Raw genomic sequence first — 25,234 nt, 5'->3', positions numbered from 1 at the left:
TTTTCAGTGGACGGCAAGCCGAAGCCGGCTGCCGATCGCTTCCAGGGTCAGCACCTCGTCGACCGCGCCGCGCGCGATCGCCTCCGCCGGCATCGTCTCCGCCGACGCGGTATCCGGGGCCTGCACCCAGGTTCGTCCGCCGCAGCGGCGGATGGTCTCGAGCCCGCGTGCGCCGTCATCGTTGGCGCCGCTGAGCAGGATGCCGATCAGCGCTTCGCGCCAGGCGTGCGCGGCGGACTCGAACAGCACGTCGATCGACGGGCGCGAGAAGCGCTCGGGCGGATCGACCGACAGCGCGAGCCGCACGCCCTGTGCCGGCGCGCCGCCATGGCCGCCGCCGTGCCCGCCGTCGCGTTCGACCAGCAGGTGGTAGTCGGGCGGAGCCAGGTACAAGTGGCCGTGCCGCACCGGCATCTTGTCCTCGGCCTCGCATACCGGCAGCGCGCAACGCAGCGAGAACAGCTGCGGCAGCAGGCTCGGCGTATCGGGCCGCAGATGCAGCACCACGATCAGCGCCGGACGGAAGGCCGCCGGCAGCATCGGCAGCAGCACGTTCAGCGCCTCGATGCCGCCGGCCGAGCCGCCGATGACGACGGCCTCGGGCGAGGGTTTCAGCTCCGCGCGCGGCGCGTACGGTGCGTCGTTCATGCGGCGCTCATCGCTTGCGGTACAGCCTGTCCGAAGGCATCACCGCCTCGAAGGCCTCGGCGTGCGCGCTGAACTGCAGTGTCTCCTTGCTGCCCAGGCCCAGAAAGCCGTGGCGCACCAGCGCGTCGCGGAACAGCCCGAGCGCGCGGTCCTGCAGCGTACGGTCGAAGTAGATCAGCACGTTGCGGCACGAGATCAGCTGCGCTTCCTGGAACACGCTGTCGGTGGCCAGGCTGTGGTCGGCGAACACCGCCCGCGACACCAGGCCGGCGTCGAACTTCGCCTTGCCATAGGCGGCGTGATAGTAGTCGCCCAGCGAATGCCGGCCGCCCGCGGCCAGGTAGTTGCGGCCGAAGCCGCGCAGCCGCCCGGCGTCGTAGACCCCGGCGCGCGCCTCCGCCAGCGCCGCCGGATTGATGTCGGTCGCATAGAAGGTGGTGCGCTCGTGCAGGCCCTCCTCGGCGAACAGGATCGCCAGCGACCACAGTTCCTCGCCGCTGCTGCAGCCGGCCACCCATACCGTGATCGACGGATAGGTCTTGAGCACCGGTGCCACATGCTCGCGGATCGCGCGGAAGTACGACGGGTCGCGGAACATCTCGCTGACCTGCACCGTCAGGTACTGGAACAGCCGGGCGAACAGCGCCGGATCGCGCAGCATGCGGTCCTGCAGCTGCGACAGCGTGTCGAGCTTCAGGTCGCGCAGCGCCTGCGACAGCCGGCGGCGCAGCGAGGCGCGCGAATAGCCGCGGAAATCGTGCTGGTACTTGCGGAAGATCCCCTCGAGCAGCAGTTCCAGTTCGATATCGAAGTCGTCGGCGGGCACGGCCGTGAACGCATCGTCCGCCGGCACCTGGCCGGACGACGGCGGGGCAGGAGGGGTCAGCGTGCGTGCAGCCATACCCGGCACAGCGAAAGCAGCTTGTCGATATCGATCGGCTTGGCGATGTAGTCGTTCGCGCCGGCCAGCAGGCAGGCCTCGCGGTCGGACGACATCGCCTTGGCGGTCAGCGCGATGATCGGCAGCCGCGCATGGCGGCCATCCTGGCGGATGTGCCGCATCGCGGTCAGCCCGTCCATCTCCGGCATCATGATGTCCATCAGCACCAGGTCGATATCGTCGCGGCCATCGAGAATTTCAAGGGCCTGGCGGCCGTTGCGCGCGATCTCGACCTGCGCGCCGAGCGGCTCGATGACCTTGGACAGCGCGAAGATATTGCGCGCATCGTCTTCGACCAGCAGCAGCCTGCGGCCCTCGAAGGCGTCGTCGCGGCTGCGCACCGCGCGCAGCATGCGCTGGTGTTCGGGCGGCAGCGCCGATTCGACGCTGTGCAGGAACAGCGTGACCTCGTCGAGCAGCCGCTCGGGCGAGCGCGCGCCCTTGATGATGATCGACTTGGAATGGCGGCGCAGCTGCTGCTCGTCCTCCGCCGACAACTGCCGGCCCGTGTAGACGATCACCGGCGGCATCGAATACGAGGCATCGGCCGCCATCTGCTCGAGCAGGTCGTGGCCCGAGCCGTCGGGCAGCGCCAGGTCCATCACCACGCAGTCGAAGCGGCGCTCCGACAGCCGCGCCAGCGCCGCGGACACGGTGTCGGCCGTGACGATCTCGATATCGGCCGATTGCAGCAGCGCACGGATGCTGTCACGCAGCGTGGCGTCGTCCTCGACCACCAGCACCGTGCGCATGCCGCCGCGCGCCATGCGCGCCTCCAGCTCCCGGATCACGCTGGCAAGGTCGTCGCGGCCGCTCGGCTTGAGCGTGTAGCCGATCGCGCCGCGATGCAGCGCCGCCTCGGCATGGTCGCTGATCGACACCAGATGGGTCGGGATATGGCGCGTCGCCGGGTCGCGCTTGAGCCAGTCGAGCAGCGTCAGTCCCGAATGGTCGGGCAGCGCGACATCGAGCAGGATGCCGCAGGGCTGGTATTCGCGCGCCAGCTCCAGCCCCTGCTGGGCGGTGGTCGCATGCAGGCAGTCGAAGTCGAGCTCGTGGGCCAGATCGTAGAGGATCTGCGCAAAGGCGACGTCGTCCTCGATCGCCAGGATCAGGCGGTTGCCGCGCGAGCGGCGGTTGCGGTCGTCGTCGATCGGCGCCGGGCCCAGCATCGTGTGCAGCGGCGGCGCGCTGATCGTCATCGGCGGCGCGGTGGGCGCGGTCTGCGGCTGCCTGGCGCCGGCGGCGGGGGCGGCGGCGGAATGGACGGCGACCGCGTCGGGCACCGGCGCCGGCTGCGGTGACGTGAGGGCCTCGGTCACGTCGATGCCGCCCTCGGCCGCGACCTGCGCCGCCGCTTCGAGCACCGCGGCCGGGGCCGGCGGCACCGACGAGACCGCCGCCGCCGGCGCGGCCGGGCCGACGAATTCGAGCGGCAGCGTCAGCGTGAAGGTGCTGCCCGCCCCCGGCTCGCTGTCGACCGTCAGCGTGCCGTTGAGCAGCTGCGCCAGCTGGCGCGAAATCGACAGTCCGAGACCCGTGCCGCCATAGCGCCGGCTGGTGGTGCCGTCGGCCTGCTGGAAGGCCTCGAAGATGATGGCCTGCTTGTCGCGCGGGATGCCGATGCCGGTATCGCGCACCGCGAAGCGCACGCCGTCGTCGCCATCGCGCGTGACCGACAGCGCCACCTCGCCGCGCTCGGTGAACTTGAAGGCGTTGGACAGCAGGTTGCGCAGGATCTGCTGCAGACGCACGTTGTCGGTGACCAGCGTCGCGGGCAGGCCGGGCGCGCGCTCGATGCGGAACTGCACGGACTTCTGCGCGGCGATCGGCGCGAAGCCTTGCGCGAGTCCGCCGACCACGGCCTCGATATCGACCGGCTCGGGCTGCACCGTCAGATGGCCGGCCTCGATCTTGGACAGGTCGAGGATGTCGTTGATCAGGTTCAGCAGGTCGGTGTTGGCCGAATGGATGGTGGCGGCATAGCGCACCTGCTCCGGCGTCATGTTGCCTTCCTTGTTGTCCTGCAGCAGCTTGGCCAGGATCAGCGCGCTGTTCAGCGGGGTCCGCAGCTCGTGCGACATGTTGGCCAGGAACTCGGACTTGTACTGGTTGGCGCGCTCCAGGGCTCGCGCGCCGGCGGCGAGCTCGGCCTGGTACTGCAGCAGGTCGCGCTTCTGCGCCTCCAGCAGCTGGGTGTGCTCCTCCAGCTGGACATTGCTCTGCTCGAGCTCGGCCTGCTGCGTCTCCAGCCGCGCCTGCGATTCCATCAGCGCGCGCCCGCGCTCTTCCAGCTCCTCGTTGGAGACGCGCAGTTCTTCCTGCTGGACCTGCAGTTCCTCGGCCTGGCGCTGGGTCTGCGCCAGCAGCGTCTCCAGCCGGGCGCGATACGCCGAGGCGGTCAGCGCCACGCCGGCCGCCTCGGCGACGCGGCCGATCAGTTCGACGGTATCGTCCAGCTTCGGCTGCGCGCTGGCGAACGCCAGCTCCACCACGCCGACCACATGGCCGTCCGAAGTCAGCGGCGCGGCCACCACCGCCTGCGGCACGTCGCGCCCGAGCGCCGAGCCGATGCGCAGATAGTGCGACGACAGCCCGCGCGCCATGAGCGGCCGGTTTTCGCTGGCGGCCTGTCCGGCCAGCGTCTCGCCCAGCGCCAGGTGCTCGGGGGTGTCGGCCGGCGCGGCCCAACCGGCGAGCCGCTTCAGGCCGCCGTCCTCGAGCCGGTAGACGACGCCGGCCTGGGCCTGCGCCAGCGGCACCAGGGCGCGCAGCAGCGCCGTGCCGACCTCGGCAGGCGTATCGAGCCCGCGCGTCTGCTGGACCACGCGCACCTGGCCCTCCTGCAGCCAGACAAAGCGGCGCATCTGCAGCTGGCTGGCGATATAGCGATAGATTGCCGCGGCGAGGAACCACATCACCACGGTGCCGCACAGCCGGTTGATCAGGCCGACGGTCGGATCGCCACCGCCCGGCGAGAAGATATAGCCGGCCGCCATCAGCAGGGTCGCCCCGGCGGCCGTCCATAGCGGCATCATCGGCCGGTCGACGAACACGCACAGGCAGATCGGCAGCAGATAGAAGATCCACTCGGCGACGCCGAGCGGGGTCAGCAGGTCCGCGACCAGCAGCGCGGCCAGCAGCACGGGAATGACGAGCGTACGCAGCAGATCGCTGCGCGCAAGGGATTGGGGCATGGGCGACCGGGTGGATTGGGAAGGCGGTGGCGCCGGCGCAATAGCCGCCCGGTGCCTGCGCATGACGCCCCATGCTACCGATCCGAGTGACGTAAAAAAATCAGACAAAATCCGACATGCCCGCCATGCTGGAAGCGCGACGGGCTATGGCAGTATGGCGCGATGGCGGCGCCACTCGCGGTCCCCGCCGCGGTCCGCGGCGCCTTGCCGACTCTCCAACCCCCCAGGAGTCCGAACCATGCCGAGTTTCGATCGCCGTACCGATGCAGGCCAACTGCCGCAGGGAGACCGCTGAGATGGCCGGTGCCAGCCTGCTTGCGCTGCTCGACGATATTTCGACGATCCTGGACGACGTCGCCACGATGAGCAAGGTCGCCGCGCGCAAGACCGCGGGCGTGCTCGGCGACGACCTCGCGCTGAACGCGCAGCAGGTGACCGGCCTGAAGGCCGAGCGCGAGCTGCCGGTGGTGTGGGCGGTGGCGCTCGGATCGCTGCGCAACAAGGTGATCCTGGTGCCGGCGGCGCTGGCCATCAGCGCCTTCGCGCCATGGGCGGTGACGCCGCTGCTGATGATCGGCGGCGCGTTTCTCTGCTACGAGGGCTTCGAGAAGCTGGCCCATCGCTTCCTGCCGGGCCACGCCGAGCCGACCGAGCGCGCCAGGGAGGCGGTCGAACGCGCCGCGCTGCGGCAAGCGGCGTCCAACCCCGCGGTCGACCTGGTCGCGCTGGAAAAGGAAAAGATCAAGGGGGCGGTCCGCACCGACTTCATCCTGTCGGCGGAGATCATCGTGATCTCGCTCGGCACCGTCGCCAACGCGCCGTTCGGCACCCGGCTGGCGGTGCTGACCGCGATCGGCCTGCTGATGACGGTCGGCGTCTACGGGCTGGTGGCCGGCATCGTCAAGCTCGACGACGCCGGCCTCTATCTGAGCGAGCGCGGCAATGGCTTCGCGCGCCGCGTCGGGGACGGCCTGCTGCGGCTGGCGCCGATGCTGATGAAGACGTTGTCGGTCGCCGGCACCGTCGCGATGTTCCTGGTCGGCGGCGGCATCCTGGTCCACGGGCTGCCGTGGGCGCATCATCTGGAAGAGAGCGCCGCGCAATGGCTTGGCGGCATTGGCGGCGTTGGGCCCTTCCTGTCCTGGCTGGGACCGCTGCTGATCAATCTGGTCGGCGGCGTGATCGCCGGTGCGATCGTGCTGGCCGGCGTGATACTGGTGCAGCGAGGCCGGCGAGCGTTGCGGCCGAGTTCGCACTGAACGCTGCAGAGGTGGCAATGGCGCCCTGGGGATAACTCCGGGGACAACCCTGTGCCCGTCCTGTGCGCCGCACGAGGGACAAGCGCTGGGCAGCTTGTGGGCCAGCTGTGGAGCCCGCACGGACAAGTCCGGCCCGTTCCGAACCCGTTTCCGCGGGGGCGCAGGGTTATCCCGTATACGTCGGGTTTTCCCCTGGGGTTTATCCGGTCCGCCAGGCCTTGTGCCGCAAGGGCGCGACGCCCTTATCCACTGCCGAGGGCGCCGTTTACCTACTACTACTATCTACGTATACGTAAACAATCTTTAAAGACCATGGGGCACCGTTGCGCGGGGCGGAGGCTGGATGTGCGTTTACGCACGTTATGCACGTCGCCGCAGCAGCCGCAGATACGGCCACGGCGGCCGACGGTCAACGCGGCACCTTGAAGGCCGCCCGTTTACGCTGCGCTTCCTCGCGCGCCCAGCAACCCTGCTGGTGGTCGTTGACCATGCCCATCGCCTGCATCAGCGCATACATCGTGGTCGGCCCGACGAAGCGCCAGCCGCGCTTCTTCAGGTCCTTGGACAACGCCGTCGCCTCGGGGCAGGTCGTCATCGTGCGCAGTACCTCGGGCGTCAGCACGGCCGGCCGGCTCTTCGGGTCGGGCTCGTAGCGCCACAGATAGGCGGCCAGCGACGACTCCGTCTCGAGCAGTTCGAGCGCGCGCTGGGCGTTGTTGATCGCCGCCTCGATCTTGCCGCGGTGGCGCACGATGCCGGCATCGCCGAGCAGCCGCTCGATGTCGCGCTCGCCGAAGCGGGCCACCTTCTCGACGTCGAAGTTGGCGAACGCCTTGCGGAAGGCCTCGCGCTTGCGCAGGATCGTCAGCCAGCTGAGCCCCGCCTGAAAGCCCTCGAGACACAGCTTCTCGAACAGGCGGCGGTCGTCGTCGACCGGATACCCCCACTCGTTGTCGTGGTAGTGGCAATAGTCCTCGAGCGTGCCGCACCAGCCGCAGCGGGGCAGCGGCGTGACGGGCGCCGGTCCGGCCTGCTTCGGTCTGGTGGTGGCGGGCATGGTGGTCATCGTCTCTCCGTCGTCTCGGTAGTCTGGGTTGTCTCGAGGGCGTCGATCGGCCGGGGCTGGCGACCCGGCAGGCAAGCCGCCATGTTAGTGCCACTTCGCCCCCGCTGGCAGGGGACCACGCCGCAACGCTGAATTTCAAAATATTTGACCGACCCGTCCGCAACGCTTCACGCCCGGGCGGTGGGGATTTGTCAAACTAGGCCGCCCACGATGTCGAAAGGACCCCCCATGCTGCCCGCGCTCTATGTCTCCCACGGCTCGCCGATGCTGGCGATCGAACCCGGCCCGGTCGGCCCGGCGTTCGATGCGCTGGGCGAGCGCCTGCGCGCCGTGAAGCCGCGCGCGGTGCTGGTGATCTCGGCGCACTGGATCTACAGCACGCTGGCCGTGACCACCGCCGAGCGGCAGCAGGCGTGGCACGACTTCGGCGGCTTCCCGCCGGAGCTTTATGCGCTGCGCTACGACGCGCCGGGTTCTCCCGCGCTGGCGGGGCGCGTCAAGGCGCTGATCGAGGCCGCCGGCATCCCGGGCGCGGGCTTTGTCGCGCTGGACGAAGCCAGGCCGCTCGATCACGGCGCCTGGCTGCCGATGCGGTATTTCTTCCCGAAAGCCGACGTGCCGGTGGTGCAGCTGGCGCTGAACCCCTACCTGGACCCGGCCGTGCAGATCGAGATCGGCCGCGCGCTGGCGCCGCTGCGCGACGAGGGCGTGCTGGTGGTCGGCTCCGGCAGCTTCACGCATAACCTGCGCGAGGTGTTCGGCGAGGAACGGCCGGTCCAGCATGGCGGCGCGGCCGAGCCCTATGTCGAGGCGTTTCGCGGCTGGATGGTCGAGGCGCTGGACGAGGCGCTGCGCAGCGGCGATACCGCGCGCATTTCACGCTACCGCAGCGAGGCGCCGCATGCGCGCCGGGCCCACCCGACCGACGAGCATCTGCTGCCGTTCTTCGTCGCGCTGGGGGCCGCGCTGGGGCCCGTCGGCGCCAACGCAGGCCCTGCAAACGCTGGCTCGCCTGCCCCCGCCAGGGCGGCGGAGGTCGTGCGCGCGACCGACGCGGTGACCTACGGCGTGCTGGCGATGGACACCTTCGTCTTCGACGGCATGGGCGTGGCCGCAGCGGCTTGAGTATGGTGGCGGCCGGCTAGGCCCCGGCCGGCGGCGCCCCCAGCATGCCGCGCCGGCGCAGCGCATAGGCGAACGCGCCCAGCGCCGCCAGCCCCAGCAGCACCATCGCCCACAGCATCAGCCAATAGCCGCCGGCCGCGCTCCACATCAGCGCGCCGAGCCACGGGGCGATCGCCTGCATCAGCAGCACCGGCGTCATCATCAGTCCGTTCAGCGTCGCATAGTGGTGCCGCGAGATCAGCTCGGGCATCGCCATCGCGCGCAGCATCGTGTTGATGCCGTTGGCGCAGCCGTACAGCACCGCGGCCAGCATCAGCCATTTGCCATGGCCCAGCGCCAGCGTCAGCAGGCCCAGGCACATCACCAGATAGACCGGCATCGCGATCCTCACAGGCTGCCGCGACGGCATGCGCGCCATCGCCAGGCGGCCGATCACCTGCGCCGGTCCGATCAGCGCGGCCACCATCAGCTGTTCGCCGACCGGCAGGCCCTTCTCGTTGAGCATCGGGATCAGGTGCGCGCCCAGCAGCGAGGCCACCACCGCCAGCGCGGTGAAGGCGAGCACCACGGCCCAGAACACCGGATCGCGCAGCGCCAGCGTGGCGATGCCTGGCGAGCCCGCGCCCAGCGGCGCGACCGGCTGCACGCTGGCATAGGTCGGATGCGGCTTGAAGCGCAGCCTGGCATGCAACGGCGCGCAGACCAGCAGGTTCAGCGCGGCGAAGATCAGCAGCGTGCCGCGCCAGCCGATATGCAACACCAGCCATTGCGCCAGCGGAATGAAGATGGTGCTGGCAAAGCCCGCCACCAGCGTCACGATGACGATCGACTTCTGGTAGCCGTCGCCGTAGGCCTGGCGCAGCACGACAAAGGCCGGCTCGTACAGCGTGGTGGCCATCGCCAGGCCGAGCGGCACCCACATCAGCAGGAACAGCGTCGGATTCGGCGTCCAGGCCCACAGCATCAGTCCCAGTCCGGCCAGCACCGAGCCGCTGCCCATCACCCAGCGGGCCGGTGCGCGGTCGAGCAGCCGGCCGACCGCAAACGAACACAGCGCCCACACCAGCAGCCCCAGTGAATAGCCGCCGGCCAGGAACGGCTTGCCGTAGCCGAGCGTCCGGCTCATCGGCTCGATGAAGACGGTGAAGGTGAAGTACAGCGTGCCCCACGAAATGGTCTCGGTCAGGCCCAGCACCCACGCAAGATGGCGGGGCGGTTCGGACCAGGGGGCGGGATGGGGCTGTGGCTCGGTGGATTCCGCGGCGCCGGTGGCGCTTGCCGCGGCGGGGGCGGAGCCGGCGGTGTCGGGGCGCGGACCGGAAGAGAGGTCGGGTGTCGTCATGGCATGCGCCGGGGAGGCCGGCGCCGTGGCCACCGATGCGATGCCGGCGGCGCATGTTAGGGGGAAACCCGATTGTAGCGGCGCTCCGGCGCCGCGTGCGCGGGGCGTTGCGCAGCGGCATCGCGCGTCGGCTCCTTTGCTCGTCCAGGCGCTATGCCCTGGTGTCGGGCGGTCCCTTCAGCTCGATCACATTGCCATCGGGGTCGCGCAGATAGATCGACGGTCCGGTGCCCTCGGCCCCGTAGCGCGATTCGACCGGTCCCGCTTCGACGCCGTGCGCGTGCAGATGGGCGGTGATGGCCTGCACATCGAAAGGCTCGACGCGCAGGCAGAAGTGGTCCAGATTGCGGCCCTCGGGACCGGGTGCCGCGCCCCCCGCCTTGCCGAGCGGGCCATCGAGCGAGACCAGATCGATCAGGCTGGCGCCGGCGCGCAGCTGCGTCAGCCCCAGCTTCGGCTGCTCGCGCTCCAGCGTGCAGCCCAGCACGTCGACGTAGAAGCGCAGCAGCGCCGGCACGTCGGCGCTGCGCAGGACCAGATGATCGATGCCCCGGATCGTCAGCATGGCTTCAGTGCGGCGGCATTAGAGGCAACACTACAGGCGGCGCCCGTCGAACGGGATGACCTTGAGCTTGTCCAGGTCGATCCCCTCCAGGCAGCGCGCATTGACCGCCGCCGTCGGCTTGCCCTTCGGATCGATGGCTTCGCCGAACGGGCCGCAGCCGCACACCGGGCAGAAATGGTGGGCGATCTTCATCGAGTGGAAGCGATAGGTCGAGTAGTCCGACTCGGGCGTCTTCAGGTGCAGGCGCTCGCGCGGCACGAACCACAGCAGATGGCCGCGACGCTGGCAGATCGAGCAATTGCATGACAGCACGGCGTCGATCTCGCCCTCGACCTCGAATGCGATGCGGCCGCAATGGCAGCTGCCCTGGTATGGCATGGTGTTCTCCTCGGTTCCGTGGAAGGTGACGCGGGTCGCTTCAGCGAGTGGGCTCCAGCCGGTGGGTCCGGGCCGGTGGCGGCGATTGTCGGTATCCCGACAGTGTAGCGGCATCAACCGGTGTCACAATGCCGGAATCCCCAAGAGCGCATCAGCGCCGACCCCACCAGGAGACCACCATGAGCGAATCCCACCAGGCGCCGCGTGCGCGCTTCAGCCATATGGAACAGGGCACCCGCGAAGACTGGGCCGCGATCTCGGCCGAGTTCATGCCCTATGCCGCCGCGCTGCCCGACCGCGTGCTGGCCCATCTGCGGCTGCTCGACGGCGATTGCGGCGGCTTCCCGATCGACCGGCTGACCCACTGCCTGCAGACCGCCACGCTGGCCCACCGCGACGGCCGCGACGAAGAATACGTGGTCTGCGCGCTGCTGCACGACATCGGCGACACGCTGGGCAGCTACAACCATCCGGACATCGCCGCGGCGATCCTGAAGCCCTTCGTCAGTGCCGAGAACCTGTGGATGGTGGAAAAGCACGGCGTGTTCCAGGGCTACTACTTCTTCCACCACCTGGGCCTGGACCGCAACCTGCGCGAGCAATTCCGCAGTCAGCCCGAACTGTTCGAGCGCACCGCGGAGTTCTGCGCGAAGTACGATGCGGCGGCCTTCATGACCGACTACGACACGCTGCCGCTGTCGTTCTTCGAGCCGATGGTCCGGCGCGTGTTCGCGCAGCCGAAGAACTCGATGTATGTGAAGAAGGGCGAGGACAAGCTGGCGCAGGTGGAGTAGGGCAGCGACGGCATCCCGCGCCGGTTTTCTCCCCCTCTCCCACAAGTGAGAGAGGGGAGCCAGCCCGCGGGGATCCAGGGTAGCCTCAAGCCGCCTGCTGCCCCTGCGCCGGATTCCTGAACTGCGCCAGCAGCGTCTGCCAGCGCGAGCGCGCCGCCTTCAGGTTGTTGGCCTTGACGTGGCCGAAGCCGCGGATGTCGTCGGGCAGGCTGGCCAGCGCCACCGCGGTGCCGTGGTTCGCGGCGTTCAGCCCTGCCACCAGCTCGTCGAGCAGCGCCCGGTATTCGCCGATCAGCGCGCGCTCGGTGCGGCGCTCCTCGGTCTTGCCGAACACGTCCAGCGGACCGCCGCGCAGGCCCTTGAGCCTAGCCAGCAGCTTGAAGATCGTCATCGTCGACGGGCCGAAGCGGCGCTTGATCAGCCGGCCCTGCTCGTCGTGCCTGGCGATCAGCGGCGGCGCCAGCCAGAAGTTCAGCTGATAGTCGCGGCCCGGCTCGCCCTCGAACTGGTTGCGCAGCTTGTCGAGGAAGACCGGATCGGTATAGAGCCGCGCGACCTCGTACTCGTCCTTGTAGGCCATCAGCTTGGCCAGGTTGCGTGCCACCGCCTCGGTCAGCGGCAGCGGCTTGCCTGCACCCACCAGCGCGCTCTCGGCCGCGCGCACGCGATTGACCGCATCGCGATAGGTCTGGGCATAGGCCGCGTCCTGGTAGGCGGTCAGGTGCTCGGCGCGATGGGCGATCAGCTTCTCCAGCAGCGCGCCCGACGAGGTCGGCAGCTTGACCACGTCGGCGCCCTCGGCGGTGCGCTTCAGTTCGCCGGTCAGCGACAGCACATGCTCCGGGTCGTGCGCCATATGGCGGCCCCATTCGAACGCGGCCTTGTTCTTGTCGACCGACACGCCGTTCAGTTCGATCGCGCGCACCATCGCGTCCAGCGACAGCGGCACCCAGCCCTTCTGCCAGGCATAGCCGAGCACCAGCGGATTGGTGTAGATCGCGTCGCCGAGCAGCGCCACCGCCAGCGCGCTGGCATTGACGAAGTCGCATTGCTCGCCGACCGCGTTGCGCACGTCCTGCTCGGCAGACAGACCGGGGAACTGCCACTTCGGATTGCGGATGAACTCGGCGGTCGGGGTTTGCGCGGTATTGACGATCGCGCGCGTGCGTCCGGCCTGGGCCTTCGATAGCACCTCGTCGGTGGCGGACACGATCGCATCGCAGCCGATCACCAGGTCCGCCTCGCCCATCGCGATGCGGGTGGCATGGATGTCCTCGGGCCGCGCGGCGATCTGCACGTGCGACAGCACCGCGCCGCCTTTCTGCGCGAGGCCCGCCATGTCGAGCACCGTGACGCCCTTCTGTTCCAGGTGCGCGGCCATGCCGAGCAGGCCGCCGATCGTCACCACGCCGGTGCCGCCGACGCCGGTCACCAGCACGCCGTAGGGCTTCTCCAGCGCGGGCAGCGCCGGCTGGGGCAGCGGCGGCAGGCTGGCCATCGATACGCCGTGCGCCTCGGGCTTGCGCAGCTGCGCGCCCTCGGCGGTCACGAAGCTGGGGCAGAAGCCGTTCAGGCAGGAGAAATCCTTGTTGCAGGACGACTGGTTGATCTTGCGCTTGGTGCCGAGCTCCGTTTCCAGCGGCTCGACCGACAGGCAGTTCGACTTGACCGAGCAGTCGCCGCAGCCCTCGCAGACGGTGTCGTTGATGAACACGCGGCGGGCCGGGTCGGGGAAGCTGCCGCGCTTGCGGCGGCGGCGCTTCTCGGTCGCGCAGGTCTGGTCGTAGATCAGGATGGTGCAGCCCGGCACCTCGCGCAGCTCGCGCTGGACGCGGTCCAGATCGTTGCGATGGTGGATCCTCACGCCCGCCGGCAGCTTGATCGCGGCGCTGTACTTCTCCGGCTCGTCGGTGACGATGTCGATCCGCTTCGCGCCCTCGGCCGCGACCTGGAACGCGATGTCCTGCACCGACAGCTGGCCGTCGACCGGCTGGCCGCCGGTCATCGCGACCGCGTCGTTGTACAGGATCTTGTAGGTGATATTGACGCCGGCCGCGATCGACGCACGGATCGCCAGCAGGCCCGAATGGAAGTAGGTGCCGTCGCCGAGATTGGCGAACACGTGCTTGTCGCCGGCGAACGGCGCCTGGCCGATCCAGGCCACGCCCTCGCCGCCCATCTGGCTGAAGGTGCTGGTGCTGCGGTCCATCCAGACCGTCATGTAGTGGCAGCCGATGCCGGCCAGCGCCCGCGAGCCCTCGGGCACGTTGGTCGAGGTGTTGTGCGGGCAGCCCGAGCAGAACCAGGGCTTGCGCTCGGCCGCGACGCGGGGCGTGGCCAGCGCGCGCTCCTTGGCCTCGATCACCGCGATGCGCGCGGCGATGCGCGCGCGCACGTCGCTGGGCAGGTCGAACTTGTCCAGGCGCGTGGCGATCGCCTTGGCGATGATCGCCGGCGACAGCTCGTAGTGTGCCGGCAGCAGCCAATTGCTCTGCGGGATCGACCACTCGCCGCCGGCATTGTCCTTCTCGTCGAACTTGCCGTAGACCTTGGGCCGGACGTCGTCGCGCCAGTTGTACAGCTCTTCCTTCAGCGCGTACTCCATGATCTGGCGCTTTTCCTCGACCACCAGGATTTCCTGCAGGCCTTGCGCGAACGCGCGCGCGCCCTGCGCTTCCAGCGGCCAGACGCAGCCGACCTTGTACAGCCGGATGCCGATGCGCTCGCAGGTCTCCTTGTCCAGGCCCAGGTCGGTCAGCGCCTGGCGCGTGTCGAGGTAGGCCTTGCCGCCGGTCATGATGCCGAAGCGCGCGTGCGGCGAATCGATTTCGATGCGGTCGATCCGGTTGGCCCGCACATAGGCCAGCGCCGCGTACCACTTGTAGTCGAGCAGCCGCGCTTCCTGCTCCAGCGGCGGATCGGGCCAGCGGATGTTGAGGCCGCCCGGCGGCATCGCGAAGTCCTGCGGCAGCGCGATCTGCACGCGGTGCGGATCGAGCTCGACCGAGGCCGACGATTCGACCACGTCGGTGACGCACTTCATCGCCACCCACAGGCCCGAGTAGCGGCTCATCGCCCAGCCATGCAGACCGTAGTCCAGGTATTCCTGCACGTTGGCGGGGAACAGCACGGGCAGCCCGCAGGCCTTGAAGATGTGCTCGGACTGGTGCGCCAGCGTCGACGACTTGGCCGAGTGGTCGTCGCCGGCCAGCACCAGCACGCCACCGTGCTTCGACGAGCCGGCCGAGTTCGCATGCTTGAAGACGTCGCCGGTGCGGTCCACGCCCGGGCCCTTGCCGTACCACATGCCGAACACGCCGTCGTATTTCGCGCCCGGGTACATGTTGACCTGCTGCGAACCCCATACCGCAGTGGCGGCCAGGTCCTCGTTCAGGCCCGGCTGGAACACGATGTTGTGGCCGGCCAGGTGCGACTTGGCCTTCCACAGCGCCTGGTCCAGCGCGCCCAGCGGCGAGCCGCGATAGCCCGAGATGAAGCCGGCGGTATTGAGGCCGGCGGCGCGATCGCGTTCCTGCTGCAGCATCGGCAGACGGACCAGCGCCTGCGTGCCGCTGATGTAGATGCGGCCGCGTTCGAGCGTGTATTTGTCGTCGAGGGTAACGTTGGCGAGCGCGCGACGGATGGCGTCGCTGACCGGGGCGGTCAGGGGGGCATTCATGGGTGCTCCTCTTCGGGCATGTTGTCGGGATCGCCGACACACTTCAGTGGTGGGCAGCCGCGGCAGGCCTCTTGTGAAGGCGTTGGCGACCGTGTCTCTGCCCGGCATGGTAGCACCGGCGACGTTGACACGGCACCCTGCGGCGCAGCATCCCAAGCCCCTTCCGGCTCGGCGATTTCCCGAATGGACAAGCCCCGGCGTGTACACTGCACTGCATCCAAGCCCGGCAGCGGGCGGCGTCCGCCGGATGCCCCCCGCCGCGGTGGTGCAACCTCCCACTGCTGGAGCGACCGCTCCCCCAGGACAAACCGATGAATCCAAATCCTCGCCAGGGCACCGCGACCCTGGCCGTTCTGATCGACGCCGACAATGCCGGGCCGGGCATCGTCGAAGGCCTGCTGGCCGAAGTGGCCAAGTACGGCGTGGCCGCCGTCAAGCGCATCTACGGCGACTGGACCAAGCCCAATCTGTCGGGCTGGAAGGAATGCCTGCTGTCGCATTCGATCCAGCCGATCCAGCAGTTCCGCTACACGGTCGGCAAGAACGCCACCGACAGCGCGATGATCATCGACGCGATGGACCTGCTGTACACCGGCCGATTCGACGGCTTCTGCATCGTCTCCAGCGACAGCGATTTCACGCGGCTGGCCTCGCGCATCCGCGAGCAGGGCCTGACGGTCTACGGCTTCGGCGAGCGCAAGACGCCCAAGCCCTTCGTCACCGCCTGCGACAAGTTCATCTACTCGGATCTGCTGCGCGGCGACGTCGGTGCCGACGAGGCGGACGAGGCCGCCGCGCCTGCGCGCCGCCGCAGCGGCGGCGAGCTACGGCAGGACACGCGCCTCGTCCGGCTGCTGCAATCGGCCGCGCAGGCGGTCTCGGACGAGGAGGGTTGGACCACGCTGGGCAGCATGGGCACCCACATCGCCAAGCAGGCGCCCGAATTCGATTCGCGCAACTACGGCTACGGCAAGCTGTCGGAGCTGGTCGCCGCGACCGGCCTGTTCGAGGTCGAGACCCGCAACGGCGGCAACAACAAGACCATCTGGGTCCGGCTCAAGCGCCGCGGCGAGCAGCGCGGCGGCGAGCAGCGCAGTGGCGAACAGCGCAGTGGCGAACAGCGAGGCGGCGAACAGCGCGGTGGCGAACAGCGCGGTGGCGAACAGCGAGGCGGCGAACAACGCGGCAGCGAGCAGCGAGGCGGCGAACAGCGCGGCAGCGAGCAGCGGGGTGGTGAGCAGCGGGAAGCCAGGCACGACCACGCGGGGCAGGGTGGCCAGGGGCGGGGCGGTCAGCGCGGACGCGGCAGCGCGGCCCCGGAACCGGCACTGGAACCCGCACTGGAACCGGCACCGGCCGAAGCCGCGCTGGCCGTCGGCGAACCTGTGCCTGCGCCCGAGCCGGAGCAGTTCGACGAGCCGGCGGTAGCCGCCGCGACCGAGCAGGCCGGCCATGCCGCCCATGGCAATCCCGAACCCGCGGCGGCGCCGCGCTCGTCGCGCGGCCGCCGGGCCTCCCGCCGTCCGGACGTGAAGCTCAGCGACACGCCATGGCCGATCGACAGCACGGTGTTTGCCGCGCCGGCCGCGGCGGGTGAAGCGCTGGAGGTTCCAGGCGCCGACGCGCCGGCGATGGCCGAGCCGGAGGAACCGGTGGAAACCGCCGGATCGGTGCAGTCCAGCGAGGCCGCGCCGCCCGCACGCAAGCGCCGCAGCCCGGCTCCGCGCAAGCGCGCAGCGAAGAAGTCGGCGGCTGCGGAATAACGCCGAGAAGCCGATCGTTCCGGTCCGCCTCGCGCGGCGGACCGCGCGCTACCTCACCAGCTGATTGATCTCGATGATCGGCATCAGCACCGCCAGCACGATCAGCAGCACCACCACGCCCATCGTCAGTATCAGCAGCGGTTCGAGCAGGCTGGTCAGGAACAGCGTGCGCCGTTCCAGTTCCTGCGCCTCGCCCTGCGCGGCGCGCTCCAGCATCGTCGGCAGATTGCCGGTGGCTTCGCCGGAGCGGATCAGGTGCACCAGCACCGGCGGAAACTGGTTCTGCGCGGCCAGCGCGCGCGCCAGCGACGAGCCCTCGCGCACGCGCGTGGTGGCGTCCTCGACGTTGGCGCGCAGCGCCTCGTTGCCCAGCGTCTCGCCCGCGGCCTGCAGGCTGCGCAGGATCGGCACGCCGGCCGACACCAGGATCGCCAGCGTGCTGGCAAAGCGCGCGGTGTTGTAGCCGCGGATCAGCTTGCCGGCCAGCGGCGCGGTCAGCAGCCAGCGATGCCATTCGAGCCGCACGCCGGGCTGGCGCAGCATGGCGCGGACCGCCATTACCGCCAGCACCAGCACGATCAGCGCGGCCCACCACCATTGCCGCACGAAGTCGGACAGCGCCAGCATGATCACCGTCAGCAACGGCAGCTTCTGCTTGGTGTTGGCGAACACGCTGACCACCTGCGGCACCACGTACGACAGCAGGAAGATCACGATCGCGAACGCCACCACGGTGACGATGGCCGGATAGGTGAAGGCCAGCCGGATCTTCGCGGTCAGCGCGTTGCGGGTCTCGATGTAGCCGGCCAGCTTCTCCAGCACCAGGCCCAGGTGGCCCGAGTGCTCGCCGGCGGAGACCAGCGCGCGATAGATGTCGGGGAAGTCGCGCGGGTGCTGCGACAGCGCGACCGACAGCGCGCTGCCGCCCATCACCTCGGCGCGCACGCCGGCCAGCAGCTCGTGCACGTAGGCGCGCTCGGCCTGGTCGGCCAGCGCCGCCAGCGCTTCATCCAGCGGCAGGCCGGCGACGATCAGGCTGGCCAGCTGGCGCGTGAACAGCGCCAGCTCCTGCGTCGACAGCCGGCGGCCGAAGCCGACCGCGCTGCCGCGCGCGGCCTGCGCCGCGCTGCCCAGCGCATCGACGGTCAGCGGGGTCAGCCCGCGCGTGCGCAGATGGGTGCGGGCCTGCTTCGGGCTGTCGGCCTCGATGACGCCGCGGTCGGTCTTGCCGGCGGCGTCGACGGCTTCATAGCGGTAGGCTGGCATGGCTCAGGTCACGGGGTTCGGTGGCACGGACCTCGGCACGGGGCGCGCTCGCAAGCGTTCCATCCCGGCTTCAATCGCGCTTCGATCGCGCTTCAATCGCGCGTCACGCGCAGCACCTCTTCCAGCGAGGTCGCGCCGCTGTCGATCCAGCGCTGCGCGTCGCCGCGCATCGTATGCATGCCGTTGGCGAGCGCGGTTTGCTTGATTTCGGATTCGGGCGACTGGCGATGGATCATCGTGCGGATGCGGTCGTCGACCACCAGCAGCTCGTAGACGCCCATCCGGCCCTGGTAGCCCGATTGCCCGCACTTGTCGCAGCCGACCGGGTGCCACAGCTTCTGCAGCGGCTTGCCGTCGGCCAGCAGCGTCTCGGCTTGCGCCGGCGTTACCGCGATGGTCTCCTCGCGTTTGCACTGCGGGCACAGCCGGCGTACCAGCCGCTGCGCCAGCACGCCGAGCAGCGACGACGACAGCAGGAAGGGCTCGATCCCCATGTCGACCAGCCGGGTCACCGCCGAGGCCGAGTCGTTGGTGTGCAGCGTCGCCAGCACCAGGTGGCCGGTCAGCGAGGCCTGCACCGCAATCTGCGCGGTTTCGAGGTCGCGGATCTCGCCGATCATCACCACGTCCGGGTCCTGGCGCAGGATCGCGCGCAGCGCCTTGGCGAAGGTCATGTCGATGCGCGCATTGACCTGGGTCTGGCCGATGCCGTCGAGGTCGTATTCGATCGGATCCTCGACCGTCATGATGTTGGTGGTGCGCGCATCGAGCCGCGACAGCGCCGCGTACAGCGTGGTGGTCTTGCCGGAGCCGGTCGGGCCGGTCACCAGCACGATGCCGTGCGGCTGGCGGATCAGCTCGTCGAAGGCGTGCAGCGTGGCGGGCGCCATGCCGAGCTTGGCCAGGTCGAGCCGGCCGGCCTCCTTGTCGAGCAGACGCAGCACGGCGCGCTCGCCGTGGCCGGTCGGCAGCGTCGACACCCGCACGTCGACCGGCCGCCCGCCGACCCGCAGCGTGATGCGGCCATCCTGCGGCAGCCGCTTCTCGGCGATGTCGAGCTGGGCCATGATCTTGATCCGCGAGATCAGCGCGCCGTGCAGCGCCTTCTTCGGCCGCACCACGTCGCGCAGCGTGCCGTCGACGCGAAAGCGCACCACCGAGGCCGATTCGAACGGCTCGATATGGATGTCCGAGGCGCCTTCGCGCGCGGCCTGCGTCAGCAGCGCGTTGATCATGCGGATGATCGGCGCGTCGTCCTCCGATTCGAGCAGGTCCTCGACCGCGGGAATGTCCTGCATCAGCCGCGACAGGTCGACCACGCCCTCGACTTCGCCGACGACCTGCGCGGCGGTGCCGTCCTGGCGGTTGTAGGCGTCGGACATCGCCCGTTCCAGCGCTTCGGGGTCGAGCACGCGCAGATGCAGCGGGCCGTGCACGCGCGCGAGCTCGGCCAGCGCCGCCGGCGAGGTCGCGCGGCTGACCCAGACCTCGAGCCCGTCGGCGCGCTGGTGCGCGACCAGCAGCCTGGCCTCGCGCGCGAAGCCGTAGGGCACCAGGCGCGCCGCGATCGGCGAGGACAGCGGCGTGTCGACGGGGCTCGCGGCGGCGTTGGCGTTGGCCGGGGCGCCGGGCGCCGGCGCGGCCGGGCCGGGAAGGGAAGAGGGGACTGTCGCCATCGTGATCGCCTGTATGGTCGGCCCGCGTTCAGGCGCCTTCGCCCTGGTTCGGCGCGCGCGAGGTCGGGCCCGGCGGCGGCAGCGTCTGCTCGAGCGGCAGCGGACCGGGCACCGGCCCATTGTTGCGCGGATCGACGAACGGCGCGGCCGGCGCGTCTGCGGGCGGCAGCACCGGCGTCTGCGTGTCGCGCATCATCATGTTCGGCGAGACGAAGCCCTGCTGCTCGCCGCGGATATAGCCGTAACGGTCCTGCGTGATGCGGTCGGTGGCGCCGGAGGTGCGCATCACGTAGGGGCGCAGGAACACCAGCAGATTGGTCTTCGCGCGCGACTTGTTCTCGTAGCGGAACAGCCCGCCGATCCACGGCAGGTCGCCCAGCCCCGGCACCTTCTGCACGCCGTCGCCGTAGTTGTCCTCGATCAGGCCGCCCAGCACGATGATCTGGCCGTCGTTGACCAGCACATTGGTCTCGATCGAACGGACATTGGTGGTCGGGCCCTGGATCAGGTTCGTCGTGCCCGGCACCACCGACGACGACTCCTGGTAGATCTGCAGCTTGACCAGGCCGCCATCGGTGATCTGCGGCTTGACCCGCAGCGTGATGCCGACATCCTTGCGGTCGAACGTATTGAACGGCGTGCCGCCGCCGACCGCGTTGTTCTGCGCGTAAGAACCGGTGGTGATCGGAATGTTCTGGCCGATCAGGATCTTGGCTTCCTCGTTCTCCAGCGTGATCAGGTTCGGCGTCGACAGCAGGTTGACGCTGCCCTGGCTGCCCAGCGCGCGCAGCAGCGCACCGAGGCCCAGCGCGCGGTTGACCACGCCCAGGTTCAGGCCGCCGATGTCGGGCACCAGCCCGGCCGCCCGCTCGATCCCCGCGGCACCGTTCTGCGAGATGTCGTAGACCGCGCCGCTCAGGTTGATGATGTTGCTGCCGCCGGTGCCGAAGTTGGTGCCGGCGAAGAAGTTGTTGTTGCCGCCCGCCGAACTGAGGATGCCTTGCCACTGGATGCCGAGCTCGGCCGCCTGCGTCGAAGTCACCTCGACGATCATCGACTCGATGTAGACCTGCGCGCGGCGCGCGTCGAGGTCGTCGATCACCGCGCGCAGGCTGCGGTAGACCGCTTCGCTGGCGGTGATGATCAGCGAGTTGGTCGACGGATCGGCCTGGATGATGCCGCCGGTGGTCGGAATCTGGTTCGGCGCGAACGAGGCGGAGAAGGCCGAGCCGGTTCCTCCCGTGCCGCCGCCGAAGCCGCCGCCGGTGCTGCCGGTGCGGCCGTAGCCGCCCATGCCGGTCGTGCCGCCGGTGAACTGGCCGGTCGGCGCGGCGATGTTCTGCGCGCCGGCCATGCCCGCCGCGCCCCCGGCGGCGCCGGCGATCCCGCCGATGCCGCCCTGGCCCTGCTGGGCGACGTTGAAGCTGGCGTCGGCCGCGACGATCGCGCGCAGCGTCGGCGCCAGCTTGACCGCATCGGCGTTCTTCAGCGGCACCACCCAGATGTTGCCCGGGCGCGCGTGCGGCTGGTCCAGCTTCTCGATCAGCTGGCGCGCCTGCTGCAGGCGCGCGCGGCTGGTCGCGCGCACCAGCAGCGCGTTGCTGCGCGGCTCGGCGACGACCGAGGTGCGCAGGCTGGCATCGACCGCCGGACCGGCCGCGCCGCCCGGCGCGCCGCCGGCCGCGCCCGGATCGAGCAGGCGCTGCAGCACCACCGCGGCATCGCTGGCGATCGCGTATTTCAGCGGGATCAGCTCGACCTCGCCCGACGCGGGCGCGTCGATTGCCGCGATGATCCGGCCGATGCGCCGCAGGTTGTCCGCGTAGTCGGTGATCACCAGCGTGTTGTTGGCCGGATAGGCCGTAATCGTGTTGTTCGGCGCGATCATCGGGCGCAGCACCGGCACCAGCGCGTTGGCCGACTCGTAGTTCAGCCGGAACACCTGCGTCACGACCTGGCCGCCGCGGCTGGCGCCGGCGCCGACCACGGTCGGCGAGCCCTGCAGCTTGGCGTCGGCCTCGGGCACGACCTTGGTGAAGCCGTTGGCCTCGACCATCGCATAGCCCTGCATCCGCAGCACCGAGCCCAGCGTTTCCAGCGCCTGCGCCCGCGACACCGGCGCCTCGGTGACCAGATTGACGGTGCCCTTGACGCGCGGGTCGATCACGAAGTTCTTGCCGGTGGCCTGGCCCACCGCGCGCACGACCGCTTCCAGGTCGGCGTTGACGAAATTGAGCACGACCTCGTCGCGGTTGCGCGGCGTAATGTCGGGCGGGGCCGGCACGGCGGGGCTCGCCTGTCCGGGTGCCTGCGCCCAGAGCGGGGCCGGCGCCATCAGCGACAGGGCGCACAGCGCCGTGACGGCGCGCGCGCAGGCGGTGGGCAGGATGGGGCGTCGGTCTGTTGTCGTCATAAGCGTCGGTTGGTTGCGCGGCCCGGTGCCTGGCGCGGTGCCTGGCGTCGTGCCAGGCGTCGTGCCTTGCGCCGGATCAGAAGCGCAGCCTGGTCACATTGTTCTCACGTCTTCCCAGCAGGCTCAATAGGGAGGCCAACTGATTGGCGGCGTCGGGGTCCGCGTGGGCGGTGCCCTCGAAGCGTGCCTGACGGCCCAGCGGTCCGCTGCCTTCCAGGTGCAGCGGCCCCGCCACGGTCGAGAGCCGCAGCATGCCGGTGGGGCCGGTCCAGTCGATCTCGGCGCGGTAGCTGCCGAGCGGCCGCAGCCGGCTGACGGCCGATGATACTTGGTCGATGCGAAGCGTCAGGTGGCCGTACAGTCCGGCCGGCCGGCCGCCGCTGTCCGCATCCGCGCGGAAACGGCCCTCCAGCGCGCTCCAGTCCAGCCGCATCGCGCCGTCCGGGCGCAGCGTGTTGAACGGCGCGCCGATCCCTTCGAGCAGCGAGGCCGGCAGCCGCAGCGATCCGGACTGGGCGCGCCAGCCGGACGGCGTCACCGTGACCGTGACCGGCGCCGGCATCGCCTCGGTGTGCTGGGCGACCAGCCGCAGCGAGCCGGTCAGCAGCGGCCAGAACGCGACCTGCCACTGCAGGCGGCCGGGCAGCACCGTGGCGGTGCGGCTGCCGGCGCCGGCGGACAACGCCAGCGTGGCGCTGCCGCGCCACAGCGAGCCGGCGGCATCGGCCAGCAGTACGCGGCCCTCGGTGCGGCTGGCGACCGCGTCGGCGATCCAGGCGGCCGGCAGCGCGGCAATCATCGTGACCGCGACCGTGGCCAGGCCCAGCAGCGTCCAGCGCAGCAGGCCGCGGTGGCGGGCGGGCCGCGGCTCGCGTCGCCGCAGGCGCAGCGCTTCCAGCCGCGCCATCAGCCGCGTCCGCCCGGACGCTCGGGGCCGGCCCCGGGTCCCTGCAAGGTGGCGGTGACGTTGACGATGGCGGTGGCGCCGACGTAGACGATGCGGGCGTCGGTGACCTTCAGGCGCTGCTGCTGCCGCACGTCCGACAGCCAGGCCGCCACCGCGCCGAACGGCACCTTGTCGAGCTGCACCTGGATCGTGTTGTCGCCGGTCGGTGCGACGCGGCTGGCGCTCAGGCCGTGCTGGGCGAGGCCGTCGCGCAGCGCCTGCACCAGCGCCTCGCCACGCAGTGCCGGCGCAGGGCTGGCCGACAGGCCGCGCGCCTCCTGCGCCAGCGTTTCCATCTCGGCCAGCTGGGCGCGCAGTTCGGGCAGGCTCTTCTGCAGCCGCTCGCGGCCTTCGGCGGCGGGCTCCCACAGCACGCTGTAGCCGATCGTCAGCGCCAGCAGCGCGCCGCCGACCGCCAGCAGCGTCTGCTCGCGCGGATTGCGCGCGGTCCAGAAGGCCTCGGCCTGTTCGCGCCAGCGTGCCGGTATGCGCGGACGCAGCTTGCCGAGCTTCGCCGCCAGGCCGGCGGAGGTGGTGGTGCGCATCACGACAGCGCTCCGGGCTTGATGATCCAGCGCGAGCCGGCGGGCGCGGGGCCGCCGCCGGAACGGGCGGGTTCGGCCGGCGCGCGGTCTTCTTCCATCGACAGGCCGGCCTGGCGCGCGGCCTGGCGCAGCGCATTGGTGTCGGTGCCGGGTTTGAGCGTCGCGTGCAGGGTCTTGCCGCGGTATTCGAGCGCCAGCAGCGCGTCCGGCGGCAGCTGACGGCCGGCCTGGGCGAAGCGGTCGGCCAGCGGCAGGAAGTCGTCGGGCGTGCTGCGGCCGCTGGCCAGGCGCAGCTGCTCGACCTGGCGGCGCATCTGCAGCGGCGGATCGACCACCACCGGCATGCGCGGGAAGGCGCTGCGCAGCAGCTGAGTCTGGGCCTGCTGCAGCCGTGCCTGCTCGCCGCGCAGCATCAGCCAGTGGATGTTCAGCGCGGCCAGGTGGACGAGCAGCAGCGCGGCGGCCAGCGCCAGCGGCGCGCGCCACGCGCGCAGGTTCCAGCGGTCGGCGCGGCCCTGCGCGAAGTCGAACTGCGCCAGATCGAGCGCGCTCTCGCGCAGCGCGGCTTGCGCTCCCTCGATCCAGACCGGCCAGCCGAGCGGGCGTACCGAGTTCAGCGTCGGCAGCGCCGCGGCCTTGCGGTCGCCGTACCAGACGCCTGCCGGCGCCAGCGCCTGCCAGGCGGCCAGTGCGTCGTCGCCGAGCAGCAGGCCGTAGCCCTGATAGCGGTCGGTGCGCACGGTCAGCTGCCAGACCGGCGCGGCCTGGCCGGTGTCCGCCTCCCCGTCCAGCAGCGGGGCCGCGGCGGCCAGCGCGCTGGAGGCGGCCTCGAGCGCCAACGTGGCGGGCGGCTCCGACGGCTGGGACGGGGCGGCCGGTTCGGGCGCCGCGGCGGGACCGGCGGGGCTCGATGCGTGCGCGGCGGCGGCCTGGTCCGCCGCCGGCAGCAGCGGCAGGCAGAACTGTGCGGCGAGCAGATGGCGGCGGCGATGGCGATGCTCGGCGAAGGCGTCGAGCACCGCGCGCAGCCAGGCGCGCTCGGTCACCATCAGCAGGCGGCGGCGCGGACCGCGCGCCGCGGCGGCCGCACTGCTGGCATCGGCAGCGGCTTGCGGGGCCTCCGGCCCGACCGCGATATGGCAGGCCTGGGCATCGGCTGCCAGCGAATCCTCGACCAGGTTCGGCAGCGCCAGCTTGAGCCGGTTCGGCGCCAGCGGCGGCACCGCGGCGGTGGTCACCAGCACGTCGGCGGCGGCGACGATCAGCACCAGCCGGTCGGCCGCCGGCAGCTCGGCGATCGGCGCCTGGCCCTCGCGCAGCAGATGGCCCGCGGCGGGCGCACGCTCGCGCCGGCCCTGGGCGGCGACGGCATCGCGCACCAGCGCGAACGGCATCGCCCCGAAGCGCCAGGGCTGCGGTTGATCGTGGGGGCGATGCGGCAGGCGGACGAACAGGGTGGTGCTCAAGGTTTCCTTGGGACTGCGCGGCAGTGAAGATGGATGGCGGAATCGTCGACGGCGTGGCGGCGCGTCTGCAATCTGGCCCGGTTCCATGCCAGGGCTTGGTCCGGCCCGGTCTCGGCTGTGCCGGCAGCGATCGCCGTTTGCATAGCCGGGTGCCGGTAAATGCCTT

At 70.5% G+C, this 25,234-nt stretch carries 18 protein-coding genes; 4 read left to right on the top strand and 14 right to left on the bottom strand.

Annotated features, from left to right (window positions below; all coding sequences use genetic code 11):
• Positions 1–3 precede the first annotated feature (3 nt).
• Genes FOB47_RS23505 through FOB47_RS23495 form a run of 3 tightly spaced genes read right to left on the bottom strand, consistent with a single transcriptional unit; the run spans position 4 to position 4,785 of the window.
• Positions 4–648, bottom strand: a complete 645-nt coding sequence (locus FOB47_RS23505) for a chemotaxis protein CheB (protein WP_174782219.1) — start codon at positions 646–648, stop codon at positions 4–6.
• A gap of 7 nt (positions 649–655) precedes the next feature.
• The gene (locus tag FOB47_RS23500; protein WP_226994783.1) at positions 656–1,549 is read right to left on the bottom strand and encodes a CheR family methyltransferase; all 894 of its coding nucleotides are present in this window, start codon (positions 1,547–1,549) and stop codon (positions 656–658) included.
• The gene (locus FOB47_RS23495; RefSeq protein ID WP_174782218.1) at positions 1,531–4,785 is read right to left on the bottom strand and encodes a response regulator; all 3,255 of its coding nucleotides are present in this window, start codon (positions 4,783–4,785) and stop codon (positions 1,531–1,533) included. Before FOB47_RS23495 ends, FOB47_RS23500 begins: the two co-directional genes overlap by 19 nt.
• A 296-nt stretch (positions 4,786–5,081) precedes the next feature.
• Between FOB47_RS23495 and FOB47_RS23490 the strand changes: the two genes are divergently transcribed.
• Complete coding sequence (locus tag FOB47_RS23490) at positions 5,082–6,044, top strand: DUF808 domain-containing protein (RefSeq protein WP_174782217.1); 963 nt, start codon at positions 5,082–5,084, stop codon at positions 6,042–6,044.
• Between the two features lie 409 nt (positions 6,045–6,453).
• On the opposite strand, the gene FOB47_RS23485 is transcribed toward FOB47_RS23490, so the two are convergent.
• Positions 6,454–7,101, bottom strand: a complete 648-nt coding sequence (locus tag FOB47_RS23485) for a DNA-3-methyladenine glycosylase I (protein WP_053823227.1) — start codon at positions 7,099–7,101, stop codon at positions 6,454–6,456.
• Positions 7,102–7,338: 237 nt separating this feature from the next.
• On the opposite strand from FOB47_RS23485, the gene FOB47_RS23480 reads away from it, so the two are divergent.
• Entirely contained in the window at positions 7,339–8,235 is an 897-nt protein-coding gene (locus FOB47_RS23480) for a DODA-type extradiol aromatic ring-opening family dioxygenase (protein WP_082371566.1), read from the top strand.
• 16 nt (positions 8,236–8,251) lie between these two features.
• On the opposite strand, the gene FOB47_RS23475 is transcribed toward FOB47_RS23480, so the two are convergent.
• From FOB47_RS23475 to FOB47_RS23465, 3 genes are all read right to left on the bottom strand, one after another.
• Positions 8,252–9,577 (bottom strand): MFS transporter, encoded by a 1,326-nt coding sequence (locus FOB47_RS23475; protein WP_174782216.1) that lies wholly within the window; start codon positions 9,575–9,577, stop codon positions 8,252–8,254.
• 151 nt (positions 9,578–9,728) lie between these two features.
• Positions 9,729–10,142 carry a VOC family protein gene (locus tag FOB47_RS23470; RefSeq protein ID WP_053822712.1) on the bottom strand — a complete coding sequence of 138 codons (414 nt, stop codon included), beginning with the start codon at positions 10,140–10,142 and terminating at the stop codon, positions 9,729–9,731.
• 30 nt (positions 10,143–10,172) lie between these two features.
• Positions 10,173–10,520, bottom strand: coding sequence for a GFA family protein (locus FOB47_RS23465; protein ID WP_174782215.1), 348 nt, complete (start codon positions 10,518–10,520; stop codon positions 10,173–10,175).
• A 179-nt stretch (positions 10,521–10,699) separates the two neighbouring features.
• Here FOB47_RS23465 and FOB47_RS23460 point away from each other — a divergent pair, with 179 nt between their 5' ends.
• The gene (locus tag FOB47_RS23460) at positions 10,700–11,314 is read left to right on the top strand and encodes an HD domain-containing protein (protein ID WP_053822710.1); all 615 of its coding nucleotides are present in this window, start codon (positions 10,700–10,702) and stop codon (positions 11,312–11,314) included.
• 85 nt (positions 11,315–11,399) lie between these two features.
• Here the strand turns inward: FOB47_RS23460 and FOB47_RS23455 are convergent, their stop codons facing one another.
• Complete coding sequence (locus FOB47_RS23455) at positions 11,400–14,993, bottom strand: indolepyruvate ferredoxin oxidoreductase family protein (RefSeq protein WP_174782214.1); 3,594 nt, start codon at positions 14,991–14,993, stop codon at positions 11,400–11,402.
• A gap of 311 nt (positions 14,994–15,304) precedes the next feature.
• On the opposite strand from FOB47_RS23455, the gene FOB47_RS23450 reads away from it, so the two are divergent.
• Positions 15,305–16,756: an NYN domain-containing protein gene (locus FOB47_RS23450; protein WP_174782213.1), complete on the top strand. Its 1,452-nt coding sequence runs from the start codon at positions 15,305–15,307 to the stop codon at positions 16,754–16,756.
• Between the two features lie 48 nt (positions 16,757–16,804).
• Here the strand turns inward: FOB47_RS23450 and gspF are convergent, their stop codons facing one another.
• The 6 genes from gspF to gspL form a co-directional block, all read right to left on the bottom strand.
• Positions 16,805–18,022, bottom strand: coding sequence for a type II secretion system inner membrane protein GspF (gspF, locus tag FOB47_RS23445; RefSeq protein ID WP_053822708.1), 1,218 nt, complete (start codon positions 18,020–18,022; stop codon positions 16,805–16,807).
• 92 nt (positions 18,023–18,114) lie between these two features.
• Positions 18,115–19,698, bottom strand: coding sequence for a type II secretion system ATPase GspE (gene gspE / locus FOB47_RS23440; RefSeq protein WP_174782212.1), 1,584 nt, complete (start codon positions 19,696–19,698; stop codon positions 18,115–18,117).
• A gap of 28 nt (positions 19,699–19,726) precedes the next feature.
• Entirely contained in the window at positions 19,727–22,111 is a 2,385-nt protein-coding gene (gene gspD, locus FOB47_RS23435) for a type II secretion system secretin GspD (RefSeq protein ID WP_151022909.1), read from the bottom strand.
• Positions 22,112–22,187: 76 nt separating this feature from the next.
• On the bottom strand, positions 22,188–23,018 hold the full coding sequence (locus tag FOB47_RS23430; protein ID WP_174782211.1) for a type II secretion system protein N: 831 nt from the start codon (positions 23,016–23,018) through the stop codon (positions 22,188–22,190).
• Positions 23,018–23,602 (bottom strand): type II secretion system protein M, encoded by a 585-nt coding sequence (locus FOB47_RS23425; RefSeq protein WP_174782210.1) that lies wholly within the window; start codon positions 23,600–23,602, stop codon positions 23,018–23,020. Before FOB47_RS23425 ends, FOB47_RS23430 begins: the two co-directional genes overlap by 1 nt.
• Positions 23,602–25,068, bottom strand: coding sequence for a type II secretion system protein GspL (gene gspL, locus FOB47_RS23420; protein WP_174782209.1), 1,467 nt, complete (start codon positions 25,066–25,068; stop codon positions 23,602–23,604). The genes FOB47_RS23425 and gspL overlap by 1 nt, the downstream gene beginning before the upstream one ends.
• Between the last annotated feature and the right edge of the window lie 166 nt (positions 25,069–25,234).

This window comes from Cupriavidus gilardii (assembly GCF_013347325.1).
Classification (GTDB): Bacteria; Pseudomonadota; Gammaproteobacteria; order Burkholderiales; family Burkholderiaceae; genus Cupriavidus; species Cupriavidus gilardii.
Note: the sequence above shows the minus strand (reverse complement) of the source record. Positions and strands in the feature narration are given on the sequence as shown.

Excerpts from the sequence above, each read along its gene's own strand:
- FOB47_RS23505 (WP_174782219.1), bottom strand. The coding sequence starts at position 648 with ATGAACGACGCACCGTACGCGCCGCGCGCGGAGCTGAAACCCTCGCCC.
- FOB47_RS23500 (WP_226994783.1), bottom strand. The coding sequence starts at position 1,549 with ATGGCTGCACGCACGCTGACCCCTCCTGCCCCGCCGTCGTCCGGCCAG.
- FOB47_RS23495 (WP_174782218.1), bottom strand. The coding sequence starts at position 4,785 with ATGCCCCAATCCCTTGCGCGCAGCGATCTGCTGCGTACGCTCGTCATT.
- FOB47_RS23490 (WP_174782217.1), top strand. The coding sequence starts at position 5,082 with ATGGCCGGTGCCAGCCTGCTTGCGCTGCTCGACGATATTTCGACGATC.
- FOB47_RS23485 (WP_053823227.1), bottom strand. The coding sequence starts at position 7,101 with ATGCCCGCCACCACCAGACCGAAGCAGGCCGGACCGGCGCCCGTCACG.
- FOB47_RS23480 (WP_082371566.1), top strand. The coding sequence starts at position 7,339 with ATGCTGCCCGCGCTCTATGTCTCCCACGGCTCGCCGATGCTGGCGATC.
- FOB47_RS23475 (WP_174782216.1), bottom strand. The coding sequence starts at position 9,577 with ATGACGACACCCGACCTCTCTTCCGGTCCGCGCCCCGACACCGCCGGC.
- FOB47_RS23470 (WP_053822712.1), bottom strand. The coding sequence starts at position 10,142 with ATGCTGACGATCCGGGGCATCGATCATCTGGTCCTGCGCAGCGCCGAC.
- FOB47_RS23465 (WP_174782215.1), bottom strand. The coding sequence starts at position 10,520 with ATGCCATACCAGGGCAGCTGCCATTGCGGCCGCATCGCATTCGAGGTC.
- FOB47_RS23460 (WP_053822710.1), top strand. The coding sequence starts at position 10,700 with ATGAGCGAATCCCACCAGGCGCCGCGTGCGCGCTTCAGCCATATGGAA.
- FOB47_RS23455 (WP_174782214.1), bottom strand. The coding sequence starts at position 14,993 with ATGAATGCCCCCCTGACCGCCCCGGTCAGCGACGCCATCCGTCGCGCG.
- FOB47_RS23450 (WP_174782213.1), top strand. The coding sequence starts at position 15,305 with ATGAATCCAAATCCTCGCCAGGGCACCGCGACCCTGGCCGTTCTGATC.
- gspF (WP_053822708.1), bottom strand. The coding sequence starts at position 18,022 with ATGCCAGCCTACCGCTATGAAGCCGTCGACGCCGCCGGCAAGACCGAC.
- gspE (WP_174782212.1), bottom strand. The coding sequence starts at position 19,698 with ATGGCGACAGTCCCCTCTTCCCTTCCCGGCCCGGCCGCGCCGGCGCCC.
- gspD (WP_151022909.1), bottom strand. The coding sequence starts at position 22,111 with ATGACGACAACAGACCGACGCCCCATCCTGCCCACCGCCTGCGCGCGC.
- FOB47_RS23430 (WP_174782211.1), bottom strand. The coding sequence starts at position 23,018 with ATGGCGCGGCTGGAAGCGCTGCGCCTGCGGCGACGCGAGCCGCGGCCC.
- FOB47_RS23425 (WP_174782210.1), bottom strand. The coding sequence starts at position 23,602 with ATGCGCACCACCACCTCCGCCGGCCTGGCGGCGAAGCTCGGCAAGCTG.